Source organism: Streptomyces fumanus (genome assembly GCF_014655295.1).
Taxonomy (GTDB): domain Bacteria; phylum Actinomycetota; class Actinomycetes; order Streptomycetales; family Streptomycetaceae; genus Streptomyces; species Streptomyces fumanus.
This window is the reverse complement of sequence record NZ_BNBI01000002.1, coordinates 547,513-564,809: the sequence shown is the minus strand read 5'-3', so window position 1 is coordinate 564,809 and position 17,297 is coordinate 547,513. Positions and strand designations below refer to the sequence as shown.

The window sequence follows — 17,297 nt, the reverse complement described above, 5'->3', positions numbered from 1 at the left end:
ACACCGACTGTTCTCAACTCCCCTGTTCCACCCGTGTGGTGAGGCTGTGCTGTGCCTGTGAGTGGACCTGGAAACGGTCGTCCTGCCGGTCCGGTCGCTCGGCGAGCGCGGGCAGGTGCACGGTGAACACCGTCCGGCCGGGCACGCTGTCGACGGTGACCGCGCCGCCGTGCGCGCTCGCCACGGCCTGCACGATGGCCAGGCCCAGACCGGTCGACCCGGTGGCGCGGGTACGGGCGGAGTCGCCGCGCGCGAACCGCTCGAAGACGTGCGGGAGCAGCTCGACCGGAATACCCGGCCCGTCGTCCTCGACGTCCACGCACACCCAGGGGCCGTCGCCGCGCACCCGGGCGGTGACCGTGGTGCCGGGCGGGGTGTGGTTGCGGGCGTTGCCGAGCAGGTTGACCAGGACCTGCTGGAGCCGGGCGGCGTCCGCCGAGACCAGTGCCGGTTCGTCGGGCAGTTCGAGGCGCCAGGAGTGGTCGAGGCCGGCCGCGCGGGCGTCGCTGACGGTGTCCACGACGAGCGGTACGAGGTCGGTCCGCTCGAACTGCAACGGCCGTCCGGCGTCCAGCCGGGCCAGCAGCAGCAGGTCCTCGACCAGCAGTGTCATCCGGCCGGCCTCGGACTCGATGCGGCCCAGCGCGTGCCGGGTGTCGGGGCCGACCTGTTCCCGTCCCCGGCGGGTCAGTTCGGCGTAGCCGCGGATCGACGCCAGGGGGGTACGCAGCTCATGGCTGGCGTCCGCGACGAACTGCCGGACGCGGGTCTCGCTCTCCTGCCGGGCGTGCAGTGCCCCGTGGACGTGGTCCAGCATGCGGTTGAGCGCGGCGCCGACGCGTCCGACCTCGCTGTGCGGGTCGCACTCCGACTCGGGCACCCGTTCGTTGAGGTTCACCTCGCCGGAGTGCAGGGGAAGTTCGGAGACGCGGGTGGCGGTGGCGGCGACCTTGCGCAGGGGGCGGGTGGCGACGCCGACGATGATCGTGCCGGCGAGCGAGGCGGCGAGCAGGCCGGCGGCGGTGACGCTGACCTCCACGAGGATCAGCGTGTTGATGGTGTTGTCGACGTCGGCGGTCGGTATGGCCAGGTAGAAGGCGCCGTTGGGGCCCTCCTGGTAGACGACGCGGTAATCGCCGAGGCCGGGGATGCCCACGGTGTGCTCCTCGCCGTCCTGGGGGACCGAGCCGAGGGCGATGATCTGCGCGGCGTCGAGCGACGCGGCGCTCATCGTGAGGTCTTGCGTGGACTTGTCGCCGTACTTGGCCTCGGTGATGCCGCCGTTCTCCACCTTCGCCGCGATGGTGTAGCTCGGCTGCGGGCCGCGCGCGACGAACTCGGTGATGTCGACCCGCTGGGGCTTCCGGCCGACCGCGCCGCCCTGGCCCCCGGCGTCGTCCGGACCGCCGCCGGGAGGCGTGAACTTGCCCGTCGCGCGCGCGGCCACCTCGCCGAGCTGCCCGTCCAACTGCTCGTACAGATGCGAGCGCAGCGCCACCGTGGTCACCGTGCCGATCACCGCGCACACCACGGCGATCAGCACCACCGACGCGACGACGAGCCGCGTCCGCAGCGTGCGCGGCTTCGGGGCTCGTCGTGGGGTACGCGGCCGTCGCCGCCGGGTCATGACGCCGCGGGCTTGATCAGGTACCCCGCGCCGCGCCGCGTGTGGATCATCGGCTCCCGACCGGCGTCGATCTTCCGCCGCAGATAGGAGATGTACAGCTCGACGACGTTGGCCTGGCCGCCGAAGTCGTAGGACCACACCCGGTCGAGGATCTGCGCCTTGCTGAGCACCCGCCGCGGATTGCGCATGAGGAAGCGCAGCAGTTCGAACTCGGTGGCGGTGAGGTGGATGCTGTCCCCGCCCCGCGTCACCTCGTGGCTGTCCTCGTCGAGGGTGAGGTCACCGACGACCAGCACGGAGTCGGACCGCCGGTCGGCCGCCCCGGAGCGGCGGATCAGCCCGCGCAGCCGGGCGACGACCTCCTCCAGGCTGAACGGCTTGGTGACGTAGTCGTCCCCGCCGGCCGTCAGCCCGGCGATACGGTCCTCGACCGCGTCCTTGGCGGTGAGGAACAGCACCGGCACGTCCGGCAGCTCCCGCCGCAGCCGGCCCAGCACGCTCAGGCCGTCCATGTCGGGCAGCATCATGTCCAGCACCACGGCGTCCGGCCGGAACTCCCGCGCGGTCTGGATCGCGCCGTTCCCGTCGCCGGCACTGCGGATCTGCCAGCCCTCGTAGCGCAGGGCCATGGACAGCAACTCGGTGATCGACAACTCGTCGTCCACCACCAGCACTCGGACGGGGCTCCCGTCCGGCCTCAGCAGTTCGGTGCGCCCCTGGGGCGAGGTCGTGGTCATGCTCCACACCCTGTCGGGACGCTCTGAGAGCACGCTTTTCCCCACCTGTGATTTATCTGAGAAACCGACGGGGCTCGTTCACAGACCGTTCAGCACCTCTCCGGCGCCTCCGGGCTGAGCAGCAGCGGCGGACCCCGGATCGGCTCCGTGGCAGCCGCTTCTGCATCGGGGAGTGCTGGTTCACCGGCCCACTGGGTCATCACCCCCGCCCGCATCAGAACAGCCCCTCCTGCCGCGCCCCACCCCCCGCCACCCGCAGCGCCCGCACCGGCACCTCGACCCGGCCTTCACTGCCCCCGCCGTCGCCCCCGACCGGCACCAGCCCCCACCCCGTCATCAACCGGGTGTCCAGCACGACCACCCCCCGCTCCGTGGCCAGGTGCAGATCCGGCCCGGCCGCCGCCACCAGCTCACCGCTCACCACCCCCGCCGGAACGAGTTCGACCACCTCCCCGACCACGGCCGCCCCCTCCGCCCCGAGCCCGAACACCCGGACGTGATCCACCGGCCGGAACGGCTCCCGCGTGAGCGACTCCGGCCAGCCCCCGAGCGCCACCGCCCGCGCGTGCAACTCCGCGAGCTCCGCCGCCCGTTCGCCCTCCGTCCCCGGCAGCGCGAACCGCGCCGCCCGCTTCTCGGCGTACGGGATCCGGTCGGGTACCCGGAGGGCGGCGCGGAGCAGTTCCTCCGTGCGCCGCGCGGCCATCAGCGGCCCGCTGCCCAGCCAACTGAAACAGACCGCGCCCTGCTCCAGCAGCCGAGCCGTCCCCCGTTCGACCGCGGTGATGCCGACCTTGGCGAGCCCCGGCCCGAACCACGCCAGATATACGCGGTACGGCCGCGGATCGTCGGCGATCGTGTCGGCGGCCACGGAGTGCGCCCGGTCCAGCCGCGCACACTCCTCGCACCGCGCCCCCGTACTCCGCCCCGGCACGACCGCCCGCAGCGGACACGCGTGCCCCCGCGCTCCCACACACGTCCGCACACCCCCCTCGGCGACCCCGAAGGCCACCCTCTTCCCCCAGGTCAGCGCGGTGCGCCGCCCCCCGTTCCAGACCAGCTCAGGCCCGTCCGCCGACCATCTCAGCCCCGAGCACGTCCACGCCTGTCCCATCCCTCACGACACTAGACGCACCCACTGACAACGCCCCGCCCCGACGCCACGCTCATCCCCCGGCGCCGTCCCCCGCCCGCTCCCGCACCGCCGCCTCCCCCTCACCCACGACGACGATGACCGCCGGCCCCGGCCCCGGCCCCGACCGAGCCTCACGCCCCGACCCCTGACCCGACCCCTGACCCGACCCCTGCTCCGGCCCCCGCCGCCCCCGCCCGGCCATCCGGCACCCCAGGCACCCCTCGTGCCCGTCCCGCGCACTCACGTCCCTTACCCGCCACGGCCACTGCTCCCGGGGCCGACGTCCGGGCGGCTTCCCCCACCCGGCGAGGTGCAGCACCCAGGTCACGAGCAGACTGACGACCACCACCCCGAGCCCGCCCGCCACCACACCCACCGAGCCCGTGCAGACCCCCAGCCCGACCACCCCGGCCCCGGCCGTCGCGATCCCGAACCCGGTCCAACCGGCGACGGTGTGCCCCTCGTCATACAGATGTACGCTCACGTGTTCCCCCTCGCAGCAGCCGACCGGCAGAATCTCTCACGCTGTAAGCAATTTAGCGCAGAAAACCCTCACGCACTAAGGAAACCGACAATGCAAGGTACGCCGCGTCCGGCCGCCACCCCGGAACAGGCACTGTCGGCGATGAACCACCTGATCGCGACCCACCTGGTCGGCCAGCAGGAGATCGCCCAGCAGGCCGGCCTGAACGTCACCGACCTCACCTGCTTCGGCTTCGTCATCGAGGCCGGCGAGGACCTCCTCACCGCCGGCGACCTGGCGGCCCGCGCCCAGGTCACCACGGGCGCGGTCACCGGCATCCTCAACCGCCTCGAACGCGCCGGCTACATCACGCGCCGCCCCGACCCCGCCGACCGCCGCCGCGTCCGGGTGGCGGCGGAACCGACGGCACTGGCCCGCATCGAGGAGGTCTACGCCCCCTACTACGCCCGGATGAACGACCTCTTCGCCGACTACTCCGCCGACGAGATCGCCGTACTCCACGACTGGCTGTCCCGCGCCAGCACCCTGGCCGCCCAGTACCTTGAAGAACACTGCCGCCCCAACGCGTGAGGGACCAGTCGGCGAGAAGCGTCCCTCGTCTGGCGGCACTTGGCGTGCAGGCCCTCGCAACCGGGGTGGACAGCGAGAGCGCACTCCAGGGCGTACGTGCCGGGTGTCGACGATGGGGGCACTCATCGCCCTGCCCTCATGGCCCGGTGGTAAGGGCACGCGCAGGGAGGAAACTCCTGCCTGTAGCTTGTGGCCGTATCGGCTTCGGCGCCCTCGAAGCCGTGAATGCCGGAGTCGCTCGTGACGCGACCTTCGCGGTCCACGGTGTACACCCGCAAGGTCATCCGAGGCGGGAGACCGCCGTCCTCGCCGGGCCCACTCGTGCCGCTCACTCGTCGCCGCCGTGTCGGAGTGCCTCTGCCAGCCGCATGGCCACGTCGGCGCGCACACGCCCCAGTTCCACGAGCCCAAGAGCGGGCGAGCCGGCATCGACTCCGAGTGACGGCAGCACGATGTGTGCCTGATCGAGAGCCACGCGCAGGGATTCCATGGCTGCGAAGGCGTTGACATCGTCGCGTGCTGTGACCATGGACAGGACGGTACGGACGGGGAGTTACTGATCGCTATGTGATGTTCTGGAATGTTCTCCCCTTCTGGCTGAATGTTCTTGTGTGGTCTCACACGAGGGGGTGCGCGCTGTGGTGCGGGCGCATCGACGCCGGTGATGCTGATGGTGACAGGGCCCACACCATGGGAGGCGACCGTGGTACGACGACTGCGCTTCAACGGCACCGACAGCAAGAACGGTGGCTGCCCCGCCGTCCACGAGGATCTGGACTCCGGTGAGATCATCGTCCAAGGAACACCGCTCCTCGACCCCGAGGACATCACCCAGCTCCAGCACTTCGGCCCCGGAGATACCGCAGTGATCGTGCCGCGTGAATTGCTCGTCCATCACGGGCCCAAGGAGGTCGTTAGCGTGCCCGAGCTGATCGGCCTGGAGGACTTCGGACGGCTCTTCGAGACTTTCGAGCACTCGGCCTGGCACCTGGAGACACGGCGGGGTTACGCAACGGACCGGGAGGATCCGGGGTACGCGGAATTCCTCTCCACCGGCACGGCCCCGTGCGACCTCGACAGCGAGTGGTGCGCCAACATCCGCCGGCAGACGGCCAGCGGCAAGTACGTCGGGCGGGTGCGCGTCATCGACAACCCGCCGACCGAAGAGCAGTTGTTCCTGCTCGACTACGCGAAGTGCAACGCGGCTACGGGCGAGGACGTGCGGAACCTGTGGCGCGAGGACGCGGAGCTGCTCCGGCTGCCCGCGGAGGACTTCTGGATTTTCGACAGTCGGCTGGTGGCCGTACTGCGCTTCGAGGACGAGGACGCCTTCCACGACGTCGAGATCATCACGGAGCCCGCTGACGTCTTGCGGTACTGCCAGATCCGCGACGCAGCGGTGCACGGGTCCGTCCCGTACGACGAGTTCGCGGCGCAACTCGACGCCGATCACTAGCGAGCGGAACCAGTGAGCACAGACTTCCAGCAGGCCAGACAGGCTCTCGGGCTGCGCTTGAGGGAACTCCGGCTGTCGGCCCCGGAAGGACGGCTCACCGGCACGCGACTGGCTCAGCGACTCGGCTGGCCACACTCCAAGATCTACAAGCTGGAGAACGGCCAGCAGACCGCCACGAGCAAGGACCTACGGGCCTGGGCCGAGGGTGTCGGCCAGCCGGATGTCTTCGATGAACTGGACGCCCGTCTCAAGGGCTTCGAGTCCCACATCCGCTCCTGGCGCCGGCAACTGGCCGCCGGGCACCGGCCCGTGCAGGACAGTTGGAACCTCGAGGTCGGGCGGTCCCGAGCCATCTACGCCTGGGAGGAGTCTGTCGTTCCCGGCATGCTGCAGACTGCCGACTACGCACACCACATCTTCCTGCGTTACGCAGACCTCCACGGCTCGGTCCGCGACACAGATGCCGCCGTCCGTGCCCGTATGCGGCGCCAGGAGTGGTTGTACGAGGCAGGCCGCAAGTTTCACGCCCTGGTGTGGGAGCCAGCCCTGCACGCCCTGATCTGCCCTTCGTCTGTCCTCGCCGGCCAACTCGATCGGCTCGCGGGGGTCATCGGCATGGACACCGTGGAGCTGGGGATCATTCCGCTCGGCTCCTCGCTCAAGATCCCCCCAGCCAACGGATTCTGGATCTTGGACAACAGGCTCGTGATCGCCGAGGACTGGCATGCGGAGCTGTGGCTGGACGATGCCGAGAGCGTGGCGACCTATCTGCAGGTCTGGAACACACTCCAGGAGTCCGCCGTGCACGGCGTTGACGCTCAGAACCTCATCAGCACGGTGCGCCGGACGCTGCGCTCGCGCTGAGGCGTCCGTCCGGCAAGGCAGACGCCTCAGCCGCCCTGCTTTCGACCACCCGGACCGGTGGCGTTGAACGATCAGGTACTCCTCGGTCGTGTGCAGTCGCTCCTGGCCGGATCCGAGAAGCTGAGGGAACTGCTCGACCGGTGCGTAGCCAATCATCCACGGACGGTGACGCATGAGACTTCATAAAGTGACACGACAAGGATAATTCCCTGTCCTCCGCTTGTGAGCGCCTCTGACCTAAAAAGCCATACAATCGATCAATACTGCCACTTAGCTGTTGGCGGTTGACGGCGTTGATCGTCGCCGAGCACCGCTCAGCAGCCCACCTCTGGACGGGATAGGGCAGCGAACTAGGACAGAATACTGAACAGAGCAACGGGCTCTCTTCTAACCCTTACCCTGCTGGCCATGCAGTGGACAGCGATAGCGGCGACTGCGGTTGGTGCAGTCATTGGCATTGCCAGCACTCTGACCGCAGACCATCTTAGATGGCGGCGTGACCTTTCTGAGCGCGACAGGGATGCGATGCGGAGTTCGTACGCCCAGTACGTTGATGCACTAACACAAGCTCGGGATGAAATCACCCAAACGAGTCGAGACCCTGGCCTTACGGCTGAGGAACGGGCTGACAACGTGCGCACTGTCATTGGACGGCACGGCGTGTACGCCAAGCAGCATCAGCTCGAACTCATGGCGCCCGTGAAGGTTGTGCGACTTGCGATAAGCGCTGCGAACGAGCTGGCGGGTTACCGGGACAGCGTAATCAATGGCTTCACACGTGAAGATCCTGAATGTGTGGAGGCACGGAGGGCTTACCGAGAAGCCCGGTATCGGCTGATCGATGCCATGCGTTTCAGCCTGGAGCGTCATTAATAGGCACCCCTGCAGTCTCCGCGGCTTAGGTCGACGCAGAGACTTTGGGCTGGAGCTGCTGCGGGGAGAGTGATCAATCTGTTCAGTGGCGGCCAGTAGAGCCGTCAGGGCTGCGCTTTCGAAATGACCGGAGGTCAAGATTCCCCGGCCGGTTGGCCCTGTCTGTGCGGGTCGGTGGACTGCGGTCTTGTCGATCCAGCCATCGGCTGCTGGCATAGGTGTGGGGTGGCAGGCATAGGGGGCGACTGGTGAGCGACCTGACGGTGAATCCGTGGAAGCGACACGGCAAGGATCGGCTCTACGTCAACCTTCCGGATGGGACTGCTGTCGCGTGGGCGGACCGAGCGACGAAGGTCGTGACGATCAAGGCGCCGAAGTACCGAGACGAAGCGCTGGCCGTGCTGCAGCGGCACCTAGGGATGGAATCACGCTCGCCCCTGAACATCCCAGTGTCCCCTTACGGCGCCCTGCTCCACCTGCCCAGCAGCAGCACAGTCACCCTGTTCCGCCGCACAGGGCGGAGCGACCGGCTCCCCTTCCACCACTCTCTCCGGGGGACGACCTGGCGAGGAACCGCCCGGGGGCCCGACTCCTGGGAACGATCGCCGAGCGGGGCCCGTCAACGGCACAGCGGCTGCGGGCAAAGCTGCTGAGACAGCCCACGGAATGGGACAACTGGTTCACCGGGCTCGACGGCGAGCGTCGGGTCGGGCGAGAGCTGGAACGGCTGGGCCCGCTCGGTTGGCGGGTCCTTCACGGCATCGAGAAGAGCAACGGCGGCGACATCGATCACCTACTGATCGGTCCAGGAGGCGTGTTCGCCATCAACACCAAGACCCATCGAGGTGCATCGGTCTGGGTCGGCGACACCATGGCGAAGATCAATGGCGGGCAGCCGTATCCGTACGCCGCCGCGAGCAAGGCGGAAGCCGATTACGTCCGAGTCGTACTGGGGCGGTACTGCGACTTCACCGTGCCTGTCGAACCTGCCCTGGTCTTCGTGGGCGTCGCGTCCCTGCACCGTGCCGCCACGCAGTACACCGTGCGGGTCTACCAAGAGCGAGAGGTGGCGGCCCTGGGTCCCCTCACTGGCAAGCTCACCCTGGAGCAAGTGGAGCAGGTGTATGCCGTGGCCCGTCACCGGCGCGCCTGGCTGAGAACGTGACCCTTGTCGTCTCGAGGAGGGCGCCTGGGTCGTGTCCCGCAAAGTCCCTCCGTCCGCCCGGAGGGCGGGCCCCGCGGCGCCTGGTGCGTGCTTTCGGCGTGCCGGACGCAGCCCCTCGTACTGGGCGTACTCGGGGCTGTGTCCGGTGCGACGAGAGTGCGTGCCAGGCGCCGCGGGGCAGGAGGCACTTTGCGGACACGGTTAGGGAAGCCGCGCCGGCACAGTCGTCCGTGGGCGCCGGCCACATCGTCTGGCACCCCTTGCCTGATCATGGAGCCCTGCCGCTGCCGAGCCTCTGCGTGATGCGTGCCCCCCACCGGCAAGCTGGACGATGCGATGGGCGGCACCGGCTGACACGGTTGCTGTACTTCGCTGCTGTACGGCACGACAAAGCCCCCTCCGGGAGGATCGGCGGGGGCTTTGACCTGCTGTGCACTCGGCAGGATTCGAACCTGCAACCTTCTGATCCGTAGTCAGATGCTCTATCCGTTAAGCTACGAGTGCTTGTTCTGTTGTCGTCTGCCGCTTTCGGTCCTTTCGGCCCGCTCGCGGCGACAGGAAGAACATTACATGACTGCCGCCGTCATGTGAAATCCGTTCGGCACACCCCTTGTGACCTGCGGAAACGCCGGAGGAACGACGAAGCCCCGGCCGGGGGCCGGGGCTTCGGTGATCTTGTGCGGAGGCGGAGGGATTTGAACCCTCGATGGGCTTTAAGGCCCAAACCGCATTAGCAGTGCGGCGCCATAGACCGGACTAGGCGACGCCTCCAGACAACACAGCCTCTCGCGGGCGAGCGCGAGCGGTGCTTGCCGATGATGACACAGTCGAGCGCGGTGTCACCAATCGACCCCCACGGTACTAGGCAGGCGGCCCGCAGGGCAAAGCCCTTCCGCCGGGTGCGCAACGTCCGGGGCGCCGGCGCGTTAGTCAGGTCATGCTGCAGGTCACTCGCCTCCTCGGCGCCGCCGCCGTCTGTGCCGCCGCGCTCTCCTCCCTTTCCGTCATGCCCCCGGCCACGGCCGCCGCCGGCCCCGCCGCCGGCCCGGTCGGCGGGACCGCCGCTCCTCCGCCCGTACGGGACGAGGACCGCGTCGACCGGCTCACCGTCACCGTCCGCGACGCCGGCAAGGGCGTGGACGGGACGTACGAGGTGTACTGCCGTCCCCAGCGAGGGGGCAGCCACCCCGATCCCCGGGGGGCCTGTGCCGCCGTGGAGCGGAGCACGCGCGCGGGGCGGAACGTCTTCGCGCCCGTGCCCGAAGGCAGCGTCTGCACCATGCAGTACGGCGGTCCGGCCACCGCGCGGGTCACCGGCACCTGGGCCGGGCGGCCCGTCGACGCCAGGTACGACCGGCGCGACGGCTGCCAGATCGGGCGCTGGGACCGGCTCGTACCGCTGCTGCCCGAGCTGCGCTCGCCCGGGGCCTCCTGAGGGGCGTGCGGCGGCGGTGAGCCGGTCCACGCGGGAGACGCGGCAGGAGACCCCGGGTGCTCCGCAGGAGTCATGCGGGTGCCATGGGGAAGCCGTGCGCGTCTCTCGCGGGTCCGGCGGTGGTCCTGTGACGGTCGCCCGATGTCAGGGCGCTCGGGCACCTGTTCCGGGTCACTTCGTCGGGCGACCTCCCTCCCGTCCGGCGCCGCGGGCACCACCCCAGCCCTTAGACTCCCTCGCGTGACACGTCGCGGGCAGGTTGGCAAGATGGCCGCGGTCGGCAAGGTGCGGTAACAGGGAGGAAGGCGTCTCGTGAGCAGCAGGCCATCCCGAGGCGCTGCTCGCCTCGCAGCCATACTGGACGCGCTGCCCGACGCATTGGTGCTGGTCAATGCCAACGGGACCGTCGTCAACGCGAACACCATCGCGCTCGAAGCCTTCGAGGCGCCCGGCACCGCCCTGGTCGGGCGCGGGCTCCTCGATCTGCTGCCGGAGTTCGACTCCAAGCTGATCCCCGGCTCCATGCGCCGCCCCGAGCACATCGACCCCCGGGCGCGGACCAAGCCGACGCGGATGGTCGCCCGGCGCACCGACGGCAGCGAGTTCCCCGTCGAGGTCACCAGCGCCAACCTCCAGACCGGGCAGCAGAGCTACGACACCTACGGCTACACCGGCGACGAACTGCTGATGCTCGTCGTCCGCGACCTCTCCGGCACCGTCGACACCGAGGCCGAGCTGGCCCGCTCGCAGCGGCAGACCGAGATGATCCTGCGGGCCGCGTCCGAGGGCGTCGTCGGCACCGACACCGACGGCCGGATCGTCCTGGTCAACCCGGCCGCCGCCCAGATACTGGGCTACCGCGCCAGCGACCTCGGCGGACGCGAGCTGCACACCCTCGTCCTGCACTCGCGCGCCGACGGCTCCCCGTTCCCGTACGGCGAGTCGCCGCTCGCCGACACCCTGCGCTCCGGGCGCAAGCACCGGGTGCGCGGGCAGGTGCTGTACGCCAAGAGCGGCGAGCAGGTCCCGGTCGACCTGACCACCGCGCCGGTCCGCGACGGCGACCAGCTCGTCGGCGCCGTGATGACCTTCACCGACCGGCGGTCGTACGACGCCGTCGTCAAGGAGAAGGAGGAGGCGGCCGAGCGGCACGCCGAGGAGGTGGAGCGGCTCGCCGAGGAGCACGCCGCCGAGCTGACCGCGCTGCGCCAGCGGCACGCCGACGAACTGGCCGAACTGCGCGAACAGCACGCGGAGGAACTGGCCGCGGGCGAGGAGCGGTACGCCGCGCTCGGCGAGCGCGAGAAGGACCGGTACGAGGCGCTCGCCGCCCGGCACGAGCAGTTGCTGACCCTCCTCGGCACCTCGCTGCGCGGACCGCTGGAGGAGCTGCGCCGCGAGCTGGCCGCGCTGGCCGCCGACGACGCCGGGCAGTTGTGGCCCGAGGCCAACCAGGTGCTGCACCACCTCTCGGCCGGTTACTCCCGGATCACCACCCTGATCGACAACGTTCTCGGCTACCAGCGGCTCGACGCCGAGGGCGGGGGTGTCACCCGGACCAAGGTGATGCTCGACGCCGTCGTCGCCGCCGGTGTCGACGGGGCCGTGGAGCTGATCGGGCCGGGCCGGGTGCAGTTCGCCGTGCACGCCCCGCCCATCGAGGCCGAGGTCGACGCCCGGCTGCTCGCCACCGCCCTCGCGCATCTCGTCGCCGACGTGGCCGGTGTCGACGCGACCGGCAACACGCCCGTCTCGGCGGGCGGTTACCTCGACAACACCGTCGTGGTCGCCGCCGCCCAGCGCGGCGAGGTGGTACGGATCGAGGTGCGCGGGCCGTACGCCGGTGGCGACCCGGTGCACGAACCGATCGTGCGCGGGATCGTGCGGGCGCACGGCGGCGTGCTCCAGACGCATGACGTGCCGGGGATGAGCGGCAGCGCGTACGTCCTCGAAGTCCCGATCGGGGGCGGGGCGGGGGCCGTGGCTCCCCCGCCCGGCCCGGCCGGACAGGCCGCCCTGCCGGCCGGGGACGGGAGTAGTTCCGTTCCGGGCGGGCCTGTGCCCGGTGCGGGGGAGATCGGCGCGGGTGAGCACGGCTCCGGTGGGGGCGGGCGGCGGCGGGCCCGGCGGGCCTCCGTCGACGCCTTCCTGGACGGCGACGCCGACGGCGGGCCGGCGGGCGGTACCGGGGCGGACCCGGCGGCCGTGCCGACCGGGCGGCGCAGGCGCCGGGCGGGAGCCGCGGGGGACACGGCCCCCGTCGCGGAGCAGGCGGTGCCCGCCCCCGAGGCGACGGCGGGCGAGGGCTCCGGTGGGACCGGGCGCCGGCGCGGGCGGCCCGCGGAGGGCGCGGCCCCCGAGGTGCTCGGCGGGGCGGTCACCGGGGCGGTCGGCGACGCCATCACCGGCGTACCCGAGGCACCGGCTTCACAGATGTACGAGGCACCGGGCGCCGGTGTCTCCGAGGGCGCCGTCCTCACCGCCGCCGAGCACGCGGCGGGGACCGCCGCGTCCGGCAACGGACTGGGCGGGACGGTACCGCCGCAGGGCGTGCCCGTCCCTTCGCAGGGGACGCCCGAGTCCGCCGGGCGGCGTGCGCGGCGCGCGCCCGGGGAACAGCACGCGCTGCCGCCGGCGCTGCCCGCGCAGGCCGGTGCGGCCGCCGCCGAGGACGCGTCCCAGCCGACCGGGCGCCGACGCCGTGCCCTCGCCTCGGCGGCCGAGCGGGCCGCCACGCAGGAGGCGGCTCCGCGCCAGGTGTTCGCCCTGCCTCCGGCCGACGCGGACCGGGCCGCCGAGGGTGCGGTCGGGTCCGGTGGCGTGGCCGGATCTGGTGGCGTGGTCGGATCCGGTGGCGTGGCGAGTGGTGCGGGGCCGGTGCGGGTTCCCGCGCCCGCTGCCGCCACGGACGCGCTGATCGACGACGGTACGCACGGTGCCGGCCGGCACGACGCCGTCCCGCACGACCAGGCCGACGACCACACCCCGCCGCAAGCGCATCCGACCAGCGCGCCCACCGGCCGCCGTCGCCGGGCGGGCGAGGCGGGGGCGCCGGTGCAGCAGGTTCCGCCGGTCGCGCCGGCCGCGCCGGTCGCACCGGTTCCGGGGGCGTCCGTGCAGGCGGTCGCGCCCGGCGTACCCGTGCGGCCGCCGGTGCCGACCGGGCAGCAGCCGGTGGCGCCCGGCGGTGTCGTACCGCCGCAGGGAGCTGGTCCGGTTCCGGCGCCCGGTCCCGTGGTGGGGCAGGGGGCCGTGGCGGGGCAGGGTGCCCAGACTGCGGCTGCCGCGCAGGGGGGCGTGCCCGGGCCCGGCGGTGACGCGTCGCCTCAGGTCGGTGGCTCGCCGCAGGCCGGTGCCTCCCCGCAGGCCGGTGGCTCGCCGCAGGCCGGCGTACCGGCTCAGGCGGGCGTGCCTGGCCAGGCTGGCCGACCCGCTCAGTCCGGCGTACCCGCCCAGACCGGCGTACCCGCCCAGTCCGGCGTACCCGCCCAGAGCGGCGTACCCGCTCCGGGTGCCCCCGTCGGGCAGCCTCTGCCGCAACCGCAGGCCCAGCCTCACCCCCAGCCCCAGACGCCCCCCAGGCCGGCCCCCGCCGCCCCCGGCCCCTCCCCCCAGCCCTGGCCCGCTGCCGGTGAGGCCACGGGCGGTGGCGCACCCGTACCCCCGCAGGCCCCCGCGCCCGTGCCGCAGGTCACCCCCGGCCGGGGTACGCCCCTCCCGCCGGAGAACGCCCCCCGCGTCGCCCAGCCGCTGCCCGCGGAGGCGGCGGGGCCGGTGGATCCGGACTCCACGCAGGGGCGGGCGATCAGTGTGCGGACGCTGGGACAGGGCGTGCCGTTCAATCGGCAGGCCGCCCAGGCGCAGCAGTCGGCGACGCCCGCCCCGCATCAGCCGGGCGGCTCGGGCCGCCGCCGCAAGCTGGGCACTCCGCCCGACCCGGCCGCCGGGGCGGCCCGTCCGCATCCGTCGGCCGAGCAGCCGCCCGCGCCCGCGCGCCGCGCGCCGGGAACCGAGGGGGCCGGCCGTTCGTATGCCATAGGGGCGCCGGACAAGGACGCCGCGGAGGGGCCGGAGCCGTTGGACGGTCCCGGTGGGGCCGTGGAGGTGGCGGACCCGCCGCGTCCGCAGCCGATGGACGACGAGCTGCCCCCGGAGCCGCTGGACAACCCGCGCCGGCTGCTGGTCTGGCCCGCGCCGGACGTCAGTACGCAGCAGGCGCTGAGCGACCGCGGCTACCGGCCGGTGATCGTGCACTCGCGCGAGGAGGTCGACGCGCAGATCGCCGCGTTCCCGGCGGCGCTGTTCGTCGACCCGCTGACCGGGCCGATCACCCGTACGGCGCTCCAGTCGCTGCGGCAGGCCGCGGTCGCCGCCGAGGTGCCGGTGCTGGTGACGGCCGGGCTCGGGCAGGCTTCGCGGGACGCGGCGTACGGCGCCGACCCGGCCGTCCTGCTGAAGGCGCTCGCGCCCCGGGACAGTGAGCAGCATCCGCCGCGGGTGCTGCTGATCGAGGAGCACGCGGAGATCGCGCTGGCGCTGACCGCGACGCTGGAGCGGCGCGGGATGCAGGTGGCGCGGGCGACGAGCGACGCGGAAGCGGTGGCGCTGGCGGGGCAGTTCCGGCCCAACCTGGTCGTGATGGACCTGCTGCGGGTGCACCGGCGGCAGGCCGGGATCGTGGACTGGCTGCGGGCGAACGGCCTGCTCAACCGCACCCCGCTGGTCGTCTACACCGCCGCCGTCGACGCGGCCGACCTGCCGCGGCTGGCGTCCGGCGAGACCGTGCTGTTCCTGGCGGAGCGGTCCACCAGCAGCGAGGTGCAGTCCCGGATCGTGGAGCTGCTCGCCCGGATCGGCACGAACTAGCGGTCCGGTAGCGGTGCCGGCATACGCGTACGCATACACATACGCAGGCGCATACACAGGCGCATACGCGGCTACCGCGCGATCAGTCTGCGGGCCGCCTCCTTGATCGAGGCGCGCAGGCGGTCGGCGTCCGGGGGGTCGCCGCCGATCAGGATGCGTTTCATCTGGGGGACGACCATCGCCCAGTTGGTCATCGCGACCAGCAGGAAGAGCAGGTCGGGGGCCGGGATGGCGTCGGTGATCACGCCGCGGTCCTGGCCGTCGCGGACGGCGGCGACCTTGCGGGCGTAGTGCGCGTGGCGTTCGGCCTCGTGCGGCAGCTCGGCGACGCCGTACTCCATGCCCTCCCAGAACAGCAGGCGCAGGAGTTCGGGGTGGGCGGCGTGGTAGTCCATGAGGCGGTCGACCCAGCCCTCGACGTCGTCCGGGTCGACCGGGACCGAGATGGCCAGGTCGAGCATCTTCTTCTCCAGGACGGTCGCGAACAGCTCCGTCTTGTTGCCGTAGTAGGCGTAGATGAGCTGCTTGTTGGCCTTGGCCTCGGCCGCGATGCGGTCGATGCGGGCGCCGGCGACACCGTGCGCGGCGAACTCCGCCACGGCCGCCGCGAAGATCCGGGCTTTGGTGGCCTCGGGGTCCCTTGCTGCCATGGGCCCAGGGTAGTCCCGGCGGGCAACCAACTATTTGGTTGGCGTGGCGGGAATGAGGGGCGGGGCGGGCGCGTTCTTCCAACCAACCAGTTAGTTGCCCGTGTGCGCGAAGGAGTCCGCCCGCCCATGTCGTCACCAGCCGCAACCACCGGGACCACGCCCGACGGGGAGATGAGCCGTGGCCCCCACCAGAAGAACCGTTCCGGCCGTTCCGATCGATCCGGCCGCCGTTCCGATCGATCCGGCCGCTCCCTCCGTGCGCGGCTCTTCCTCCCCCTGATCACCGTCTGCACCGCGGTCACCGCCGCCAACATCTACCTCGCGGCCCCGCTGCTCTCCCTCATCGCCCACGACTTCGGTTCCACCCCGTCGGCCGTGGCCTGGCTCGCCTCGGTCGCGCAGTTGGGCTACGCGGCCGGCCTGCTCTTCTTCGCCCCGCTCGGCGACAGCGTCAACCGGCGCCGGCTGGTCGCCGTCCTCGCCCTGGTCGCCGCGGCGGCCCTGGTGGCCGGCGCGCTGTCGGGCGGCACGGCCGCGCTCGCGGGTGCCGTACTGGTCGCCTCCGCCGCGACCGTCGTCCCGCAGCTCCTGGTCCCGCTGGTCGCCGAGCGCGCCCCCGCCGACCGCCGGGCCAGCCATGTCGCGGCCGTCATCGGCGGTCTGTTCACCGGCGTCGTCGCGGCCCGCGTGGTCGGCGGCCTGATCGGACAGGCGTACGGCTGGCGGGTGGTGTTCCTGGGCGCGGCGGTGCTGACCGCGCTGCTGGGCCTGGCCACCGCGTACGTCCTCCCCGCGGAGCGGCGGCGGCGCGAGGGACCGCTGTTCGCCGGGCTGGCCGCGCTGCCGCGCGTGGTGCGGCGCTCGCCCGACCTGTGGCGCGCGTGCGTGCGCCAGGCCGGGATGTACGGCGCCTGGAGCGCCGTATGGACCTCGCTGGCGCTGCTGCTGACCGGTGACGGGTACGACCTGTCGACCGCCGCGGCCGGGCTGTTCGGCCTGTTCGGGCTGACCGCCAGCGCGGTCGCGCCGGTGGCCGGCGGGCTGGTGGACCGGTTCGGTGCCGCCAAGGTCGTACGGTCGGCGTATCTGCTCGCCGCGGTCTCCGTGCCGCTGTTCTGGCTGGGCGGGCACGTCATGGCGGCCCTGTGCGCGGCGGCGGTACTGGTGCACGCCGCGCTGGTCGCCTCGCACGTCGCCAACCAGACCCTCGCCCTGACCACCACCTCCACGCCGGCCACCGCCAACACCGCCTACGTCGTCGCCGGCTTCGCGGGCGGCGCGCTCGCCTCGGCCCTGGCGGGACCCGCCTTCGGCCACTGGGGCTGGGGCGGCGTCTGCGCGGTGGCGGGGGCGTGGCTGGTGCTGGGGTGGTCGGTGACGGTGGTGCGGAAGCGGTGACCGGCCCTGGGTACGCGGCGGGGGCCGTCGACGGCGA

Annotated in this window: 15 protein-coding genes and 2 tRNA genes; 8 read left to right on the top strand and 9 right to left on the bottom strand. The window is 72.0% G+C overall.

What is annotated here, in order from left to right; genetic code table 11:
* Positions 1 to 13: 13 nt before the first annotated feature.
* From IE316_RS06740 to IE316_RS35350, 4 genes are all read right to left on the bottom strand, one after another.
* Positions 14 to 1,627, bottom strand: a complete 1,614-nt coding sequence (locus tag IE316_RS06740) for a sensor histidine kinase (protein ID WP_190203192.1) — start codon at positions 1,625 to 1,627, stop codon at positions 14 to 16.
* Entirely contained in the window at positions 1,624 to 2,364 is a 741-nt protein-coding gene (locus IE316_RS06735) for a response regulator transcription factor (RefSeq protein ID WP_190203191.1), read from the bottom strand. Before IE316_RS06735 ends, IE316_RS06740 begins: the two co-directional genes overlap by 4 nt.
* Before the next feature lie 214 nt (positions 2,365 to 2,578).
* On the bottom strand, positions 2,579 to 3,478 hold the full coding sequence (locus IE316_RS06730) for a DUF2797 domain-containing protein (RefSeq protein ID WP_190203190.1): 900 nt from the start codon (positions 3,476 to 3,478) through the stop codon (positions 2,579 to 2,581).
* Positions 3,479 to 3,530: 52 nt separating this feature from the next.
* The gene (locus tag IE316_RS35350) at positions 3,531 to 3,983 is read right to left on the bottom strand and encodes an HGxxPAAW family protein (RefSeq protein ID WP_229910221.1); all 453 of its coding nucleotides are present in this window, start codon (positions 3,981 to 3,983) and stop codon (positions 3,531 to 3,533) included.
* 90 nt (positions 3,984 to 4,073) lie between these two features.
* Here IE316_RS35350 and IE316_RS06725 point away from each other — a divergent pair, with 90 nt between their 5' ends.
* Complete coding sequence (locus IE316_RS06725) at positions 4,074 to 4,553, top strand: MarR family winged helix-turn-helix transcriptional regulator (RefSeq protein ID WP_190203189.1); 480 nt, start codon at positions 4,074 to 4,076, stop codon at positions 4,551 to 4,553.
* 328 nt (positions 4,554 to 4,881) lie between these two features.
* On the opposite strand, the gene IE316_RS06720 is transcribed toward IE316_RS06725, so the two are convergent.
* Positions 4,882 to 5,082 (bottom strand): hypothetical protein, encoded by a 201-nt coding sequence (locus tag IE316_RS06720; RefSeq protein WP_190203188.1) that lies wholly within the window; start codon positions 5,080 to 5,082, stop codon positions 4,882 to 4,884.
* A gap of 174 nt (positions 5,083 to 5,256) precedes the next feature.
* Here IE316_RS06720 and IE316_RS06715 point away from each other — a divergent pair, with 174 nt between their 5' ends.
* The 3 genes from IE316_RS06715 to IE316_RS06705 all read left to right on the top strand — a co-directional run bounded on the left by IE316_RS06715 (position 5,257) and on the right by IE316_RS06705 (position 7,746).
* The gene (locus tag IE316_RS06715; RefSeq protein WP_190203187.1) at positions 5,257 to 6,009 is read left to right on the top strand and encodes a DUF6879 family protein; all 753 of its coding nucleotides are present in this window, start codon (positions 5,257 to 5,259) and stop codon (positions 6,007 to 6,009) included.
* Positions 6,010 to 6,021: 12 nt separating this feature from the next.
* Entirely contained in the window at positions 6,022 to 6,873 is an 852-nt protein-coding gene (locus IE316_RS06710) for a helix-turn-helix domain-containing protein (protein ID WP_190203186.1), read from the top strand.
* 408 nt (positions 6,874 to 7,281) lie between these two features.
* Entirely contained in the window at positions 7,282 to 7,746 is a 465-nt protein-coding gene (locus IE316_RS06705; protein WP_190203185.1) for a hypothetical protein, read from the top strand.
* A 619-nt stretch (positions 7,747 to 8,365) separates the two neighbouring features.
* Here the strand turns inward: IE316_RS06705 and IE316_RS36075 are convergent.
* A complete protein-coding gene (locus IE316_RS36075) occupies positions 8,366 to 8,539 on the bottom strand; it encodes a hypothetical protein (protein WP_308438900.1) in 174 nt (57 codons plus the stop codon).
* Here IE316_RS36075 and IE316_RS36070 point away from each other — a divergent pair.
* Positions 8,465 to 8,911 (top strand): nuclease-related domain-containing protein, encoded by a 447-nt coding sequence (locus tag IE316_RS36070; protein WP_308438899.1) that lies wholly within the window; start codon positions 8,465 to 8,467, stop codon positions 8,909 to 8,911. The genes IE316_RS36075 and IE316_RS36070 overlap by 75 nt on opposite strands.
* A gap of 431 nt (positions 8,912 to 9,342) precedes the next feature.
* Here IE316_RS36070 and IE316_RS06695 read toward each other — a convergent pair.
* Positions 9,343 to 9,415, bottom strand: a tRNA-Arg gene (locus IE316_RS06695).
* Positions 9,416 to 9,591: 176 nt separating this feature from the next.
* Positions 9,592 to 9,682 (bottom strand) — tRNA-Ser (locus IE316_RS06690).
* Between the two features lie 166 nt (positions 9,683 to 9,848).
* On the opposite strand from IE316_RS06690, the gene IE316_RS06685 reads away from it, so the two are divergent.
* Entirely contained in the window at positions 9,849 to 10,346 is a 498-nt protein-coding gene (locus tag IE316_RS06685; RefSeq protein ID WP_190203184.1) for an SSI family serine proteinase inhibitor, read from the top strand.
* A 312-nt stretch (positions 10,347 to 10,658) separates the two neighbouring features.
* Positions 10,659 to 15,212 (top strand): hybrid sensor histidine kinase/response regulator, encoded by a 4,554-nt coding sequence (locus IE316_RS06680; RefSeq protein WP_190203183.1) that lies wholly within the window; start codon positions 10,659 to 10,661, stop codon positions 15,210 to 15,212.
* Positions 15,213 to 15,283: 71 nt separating this feature from the next.
* Here IE316_RS06680 and IE316_RS06675 read toward each other — a convergent pair whose 3' ends face one another.
* A complete protein-coding gene (locus IE316_RS06675) occupies positions 15,284 to 15,862 on the bottom strand; it encodes a TetR/AcrR family transcriptional regulator (RefSeq protein ID WP_190203182.1) in 579 nt (192 codons plus the stop codon).
* 126 nt (positions 15,863 to 15,988) lie between these two features.
* Between IE316_RS06675 and IE316_RS06670 the strand changes: the two genes are divergently transcribed.
* On the top strand, positions 15,989 to 17,260 hold the full coding sequence (locus IE316_RS06670; protein ID WP_190203181.1) for an MFS transporter: 1,272 nt from the start codon (positions 15,989 to 15,991) through the stop codon (positions 17,258 to 17,260).
* Positions 17,261 to 17,297: the final 37 nt, after the last annotated feature.

What these genes read in the sequence shown, in the direction of transcription:
- IE316_RS06740 (WP_190203192.1), bottom strand. Translation starts at nt 1,627, where the DNA reads ATGACCCGGCGGCGACGGCCGCGTACCCCACGACGAGCCCCGAAGCCG.
- IE316_RS06735 (WP_190203191.1), bottom strand. Translation starts at nt 2,364, where the DNA reads ATGACCACGACCTCGCCCCAGGGGCGCACCGAACTGCTGAGGCCGGAC.
- IE316_RS06730 (WP_190203190.1), bottom strand. Translation starts at nt 3,478, where the DNA reads ATGGGACAGGCGTGGACGTGCTCGGGGCTGAGATGGTCGGCGGACGGG.
- IE316_RS06725 (WP_190203189.1), top strand. Translation starts at nt 4,074, where the DNA reads ATGCAAGGTACGCCGCGTCCGGCCGCCACCCCGGAACAGGCACTGTCG.
- IE316_RS06720 (WP_190203188.1), bottom strand. Translation starts at nt 5,082, where the DNA reads ATGGTCACAGCACGCGACGATGTCAACGCCTTCGCAGCCATGGAATCC.
- IE316_RS06705 (WP_190203185.1), top strand. Translation starts at nt 7,282, where the DNA reads ATGCAGTGGACAGCGATAGCGGCGACTGCGGTTGGTGCAGTCATTGGC.
- IE316_RS06685 (WP_190203184.1), top strand. Translation starts at nt 9,849, where the DNA reads ATGCTGCAGGTCACTCGCCTCCTCGGCGCCGCCGCCGTCTGTGCCGCC.
- IE316_RS06675 (WP_190203182.1), bottom strand. Translation starts at nt 15,862, where the DNA reads ATGGCAGCAAGGGACCCCGAGGCCACCAAAGCCCGGATCTTCGCGGCG.
- IE316_RS06670 (WP_190203181.1), top strand. Translation starts at nt 15,989, where the DNA reads ATGTCGTCACCAGCCGCAACCACCGGGACCACGCCCGACGGGGAGATG.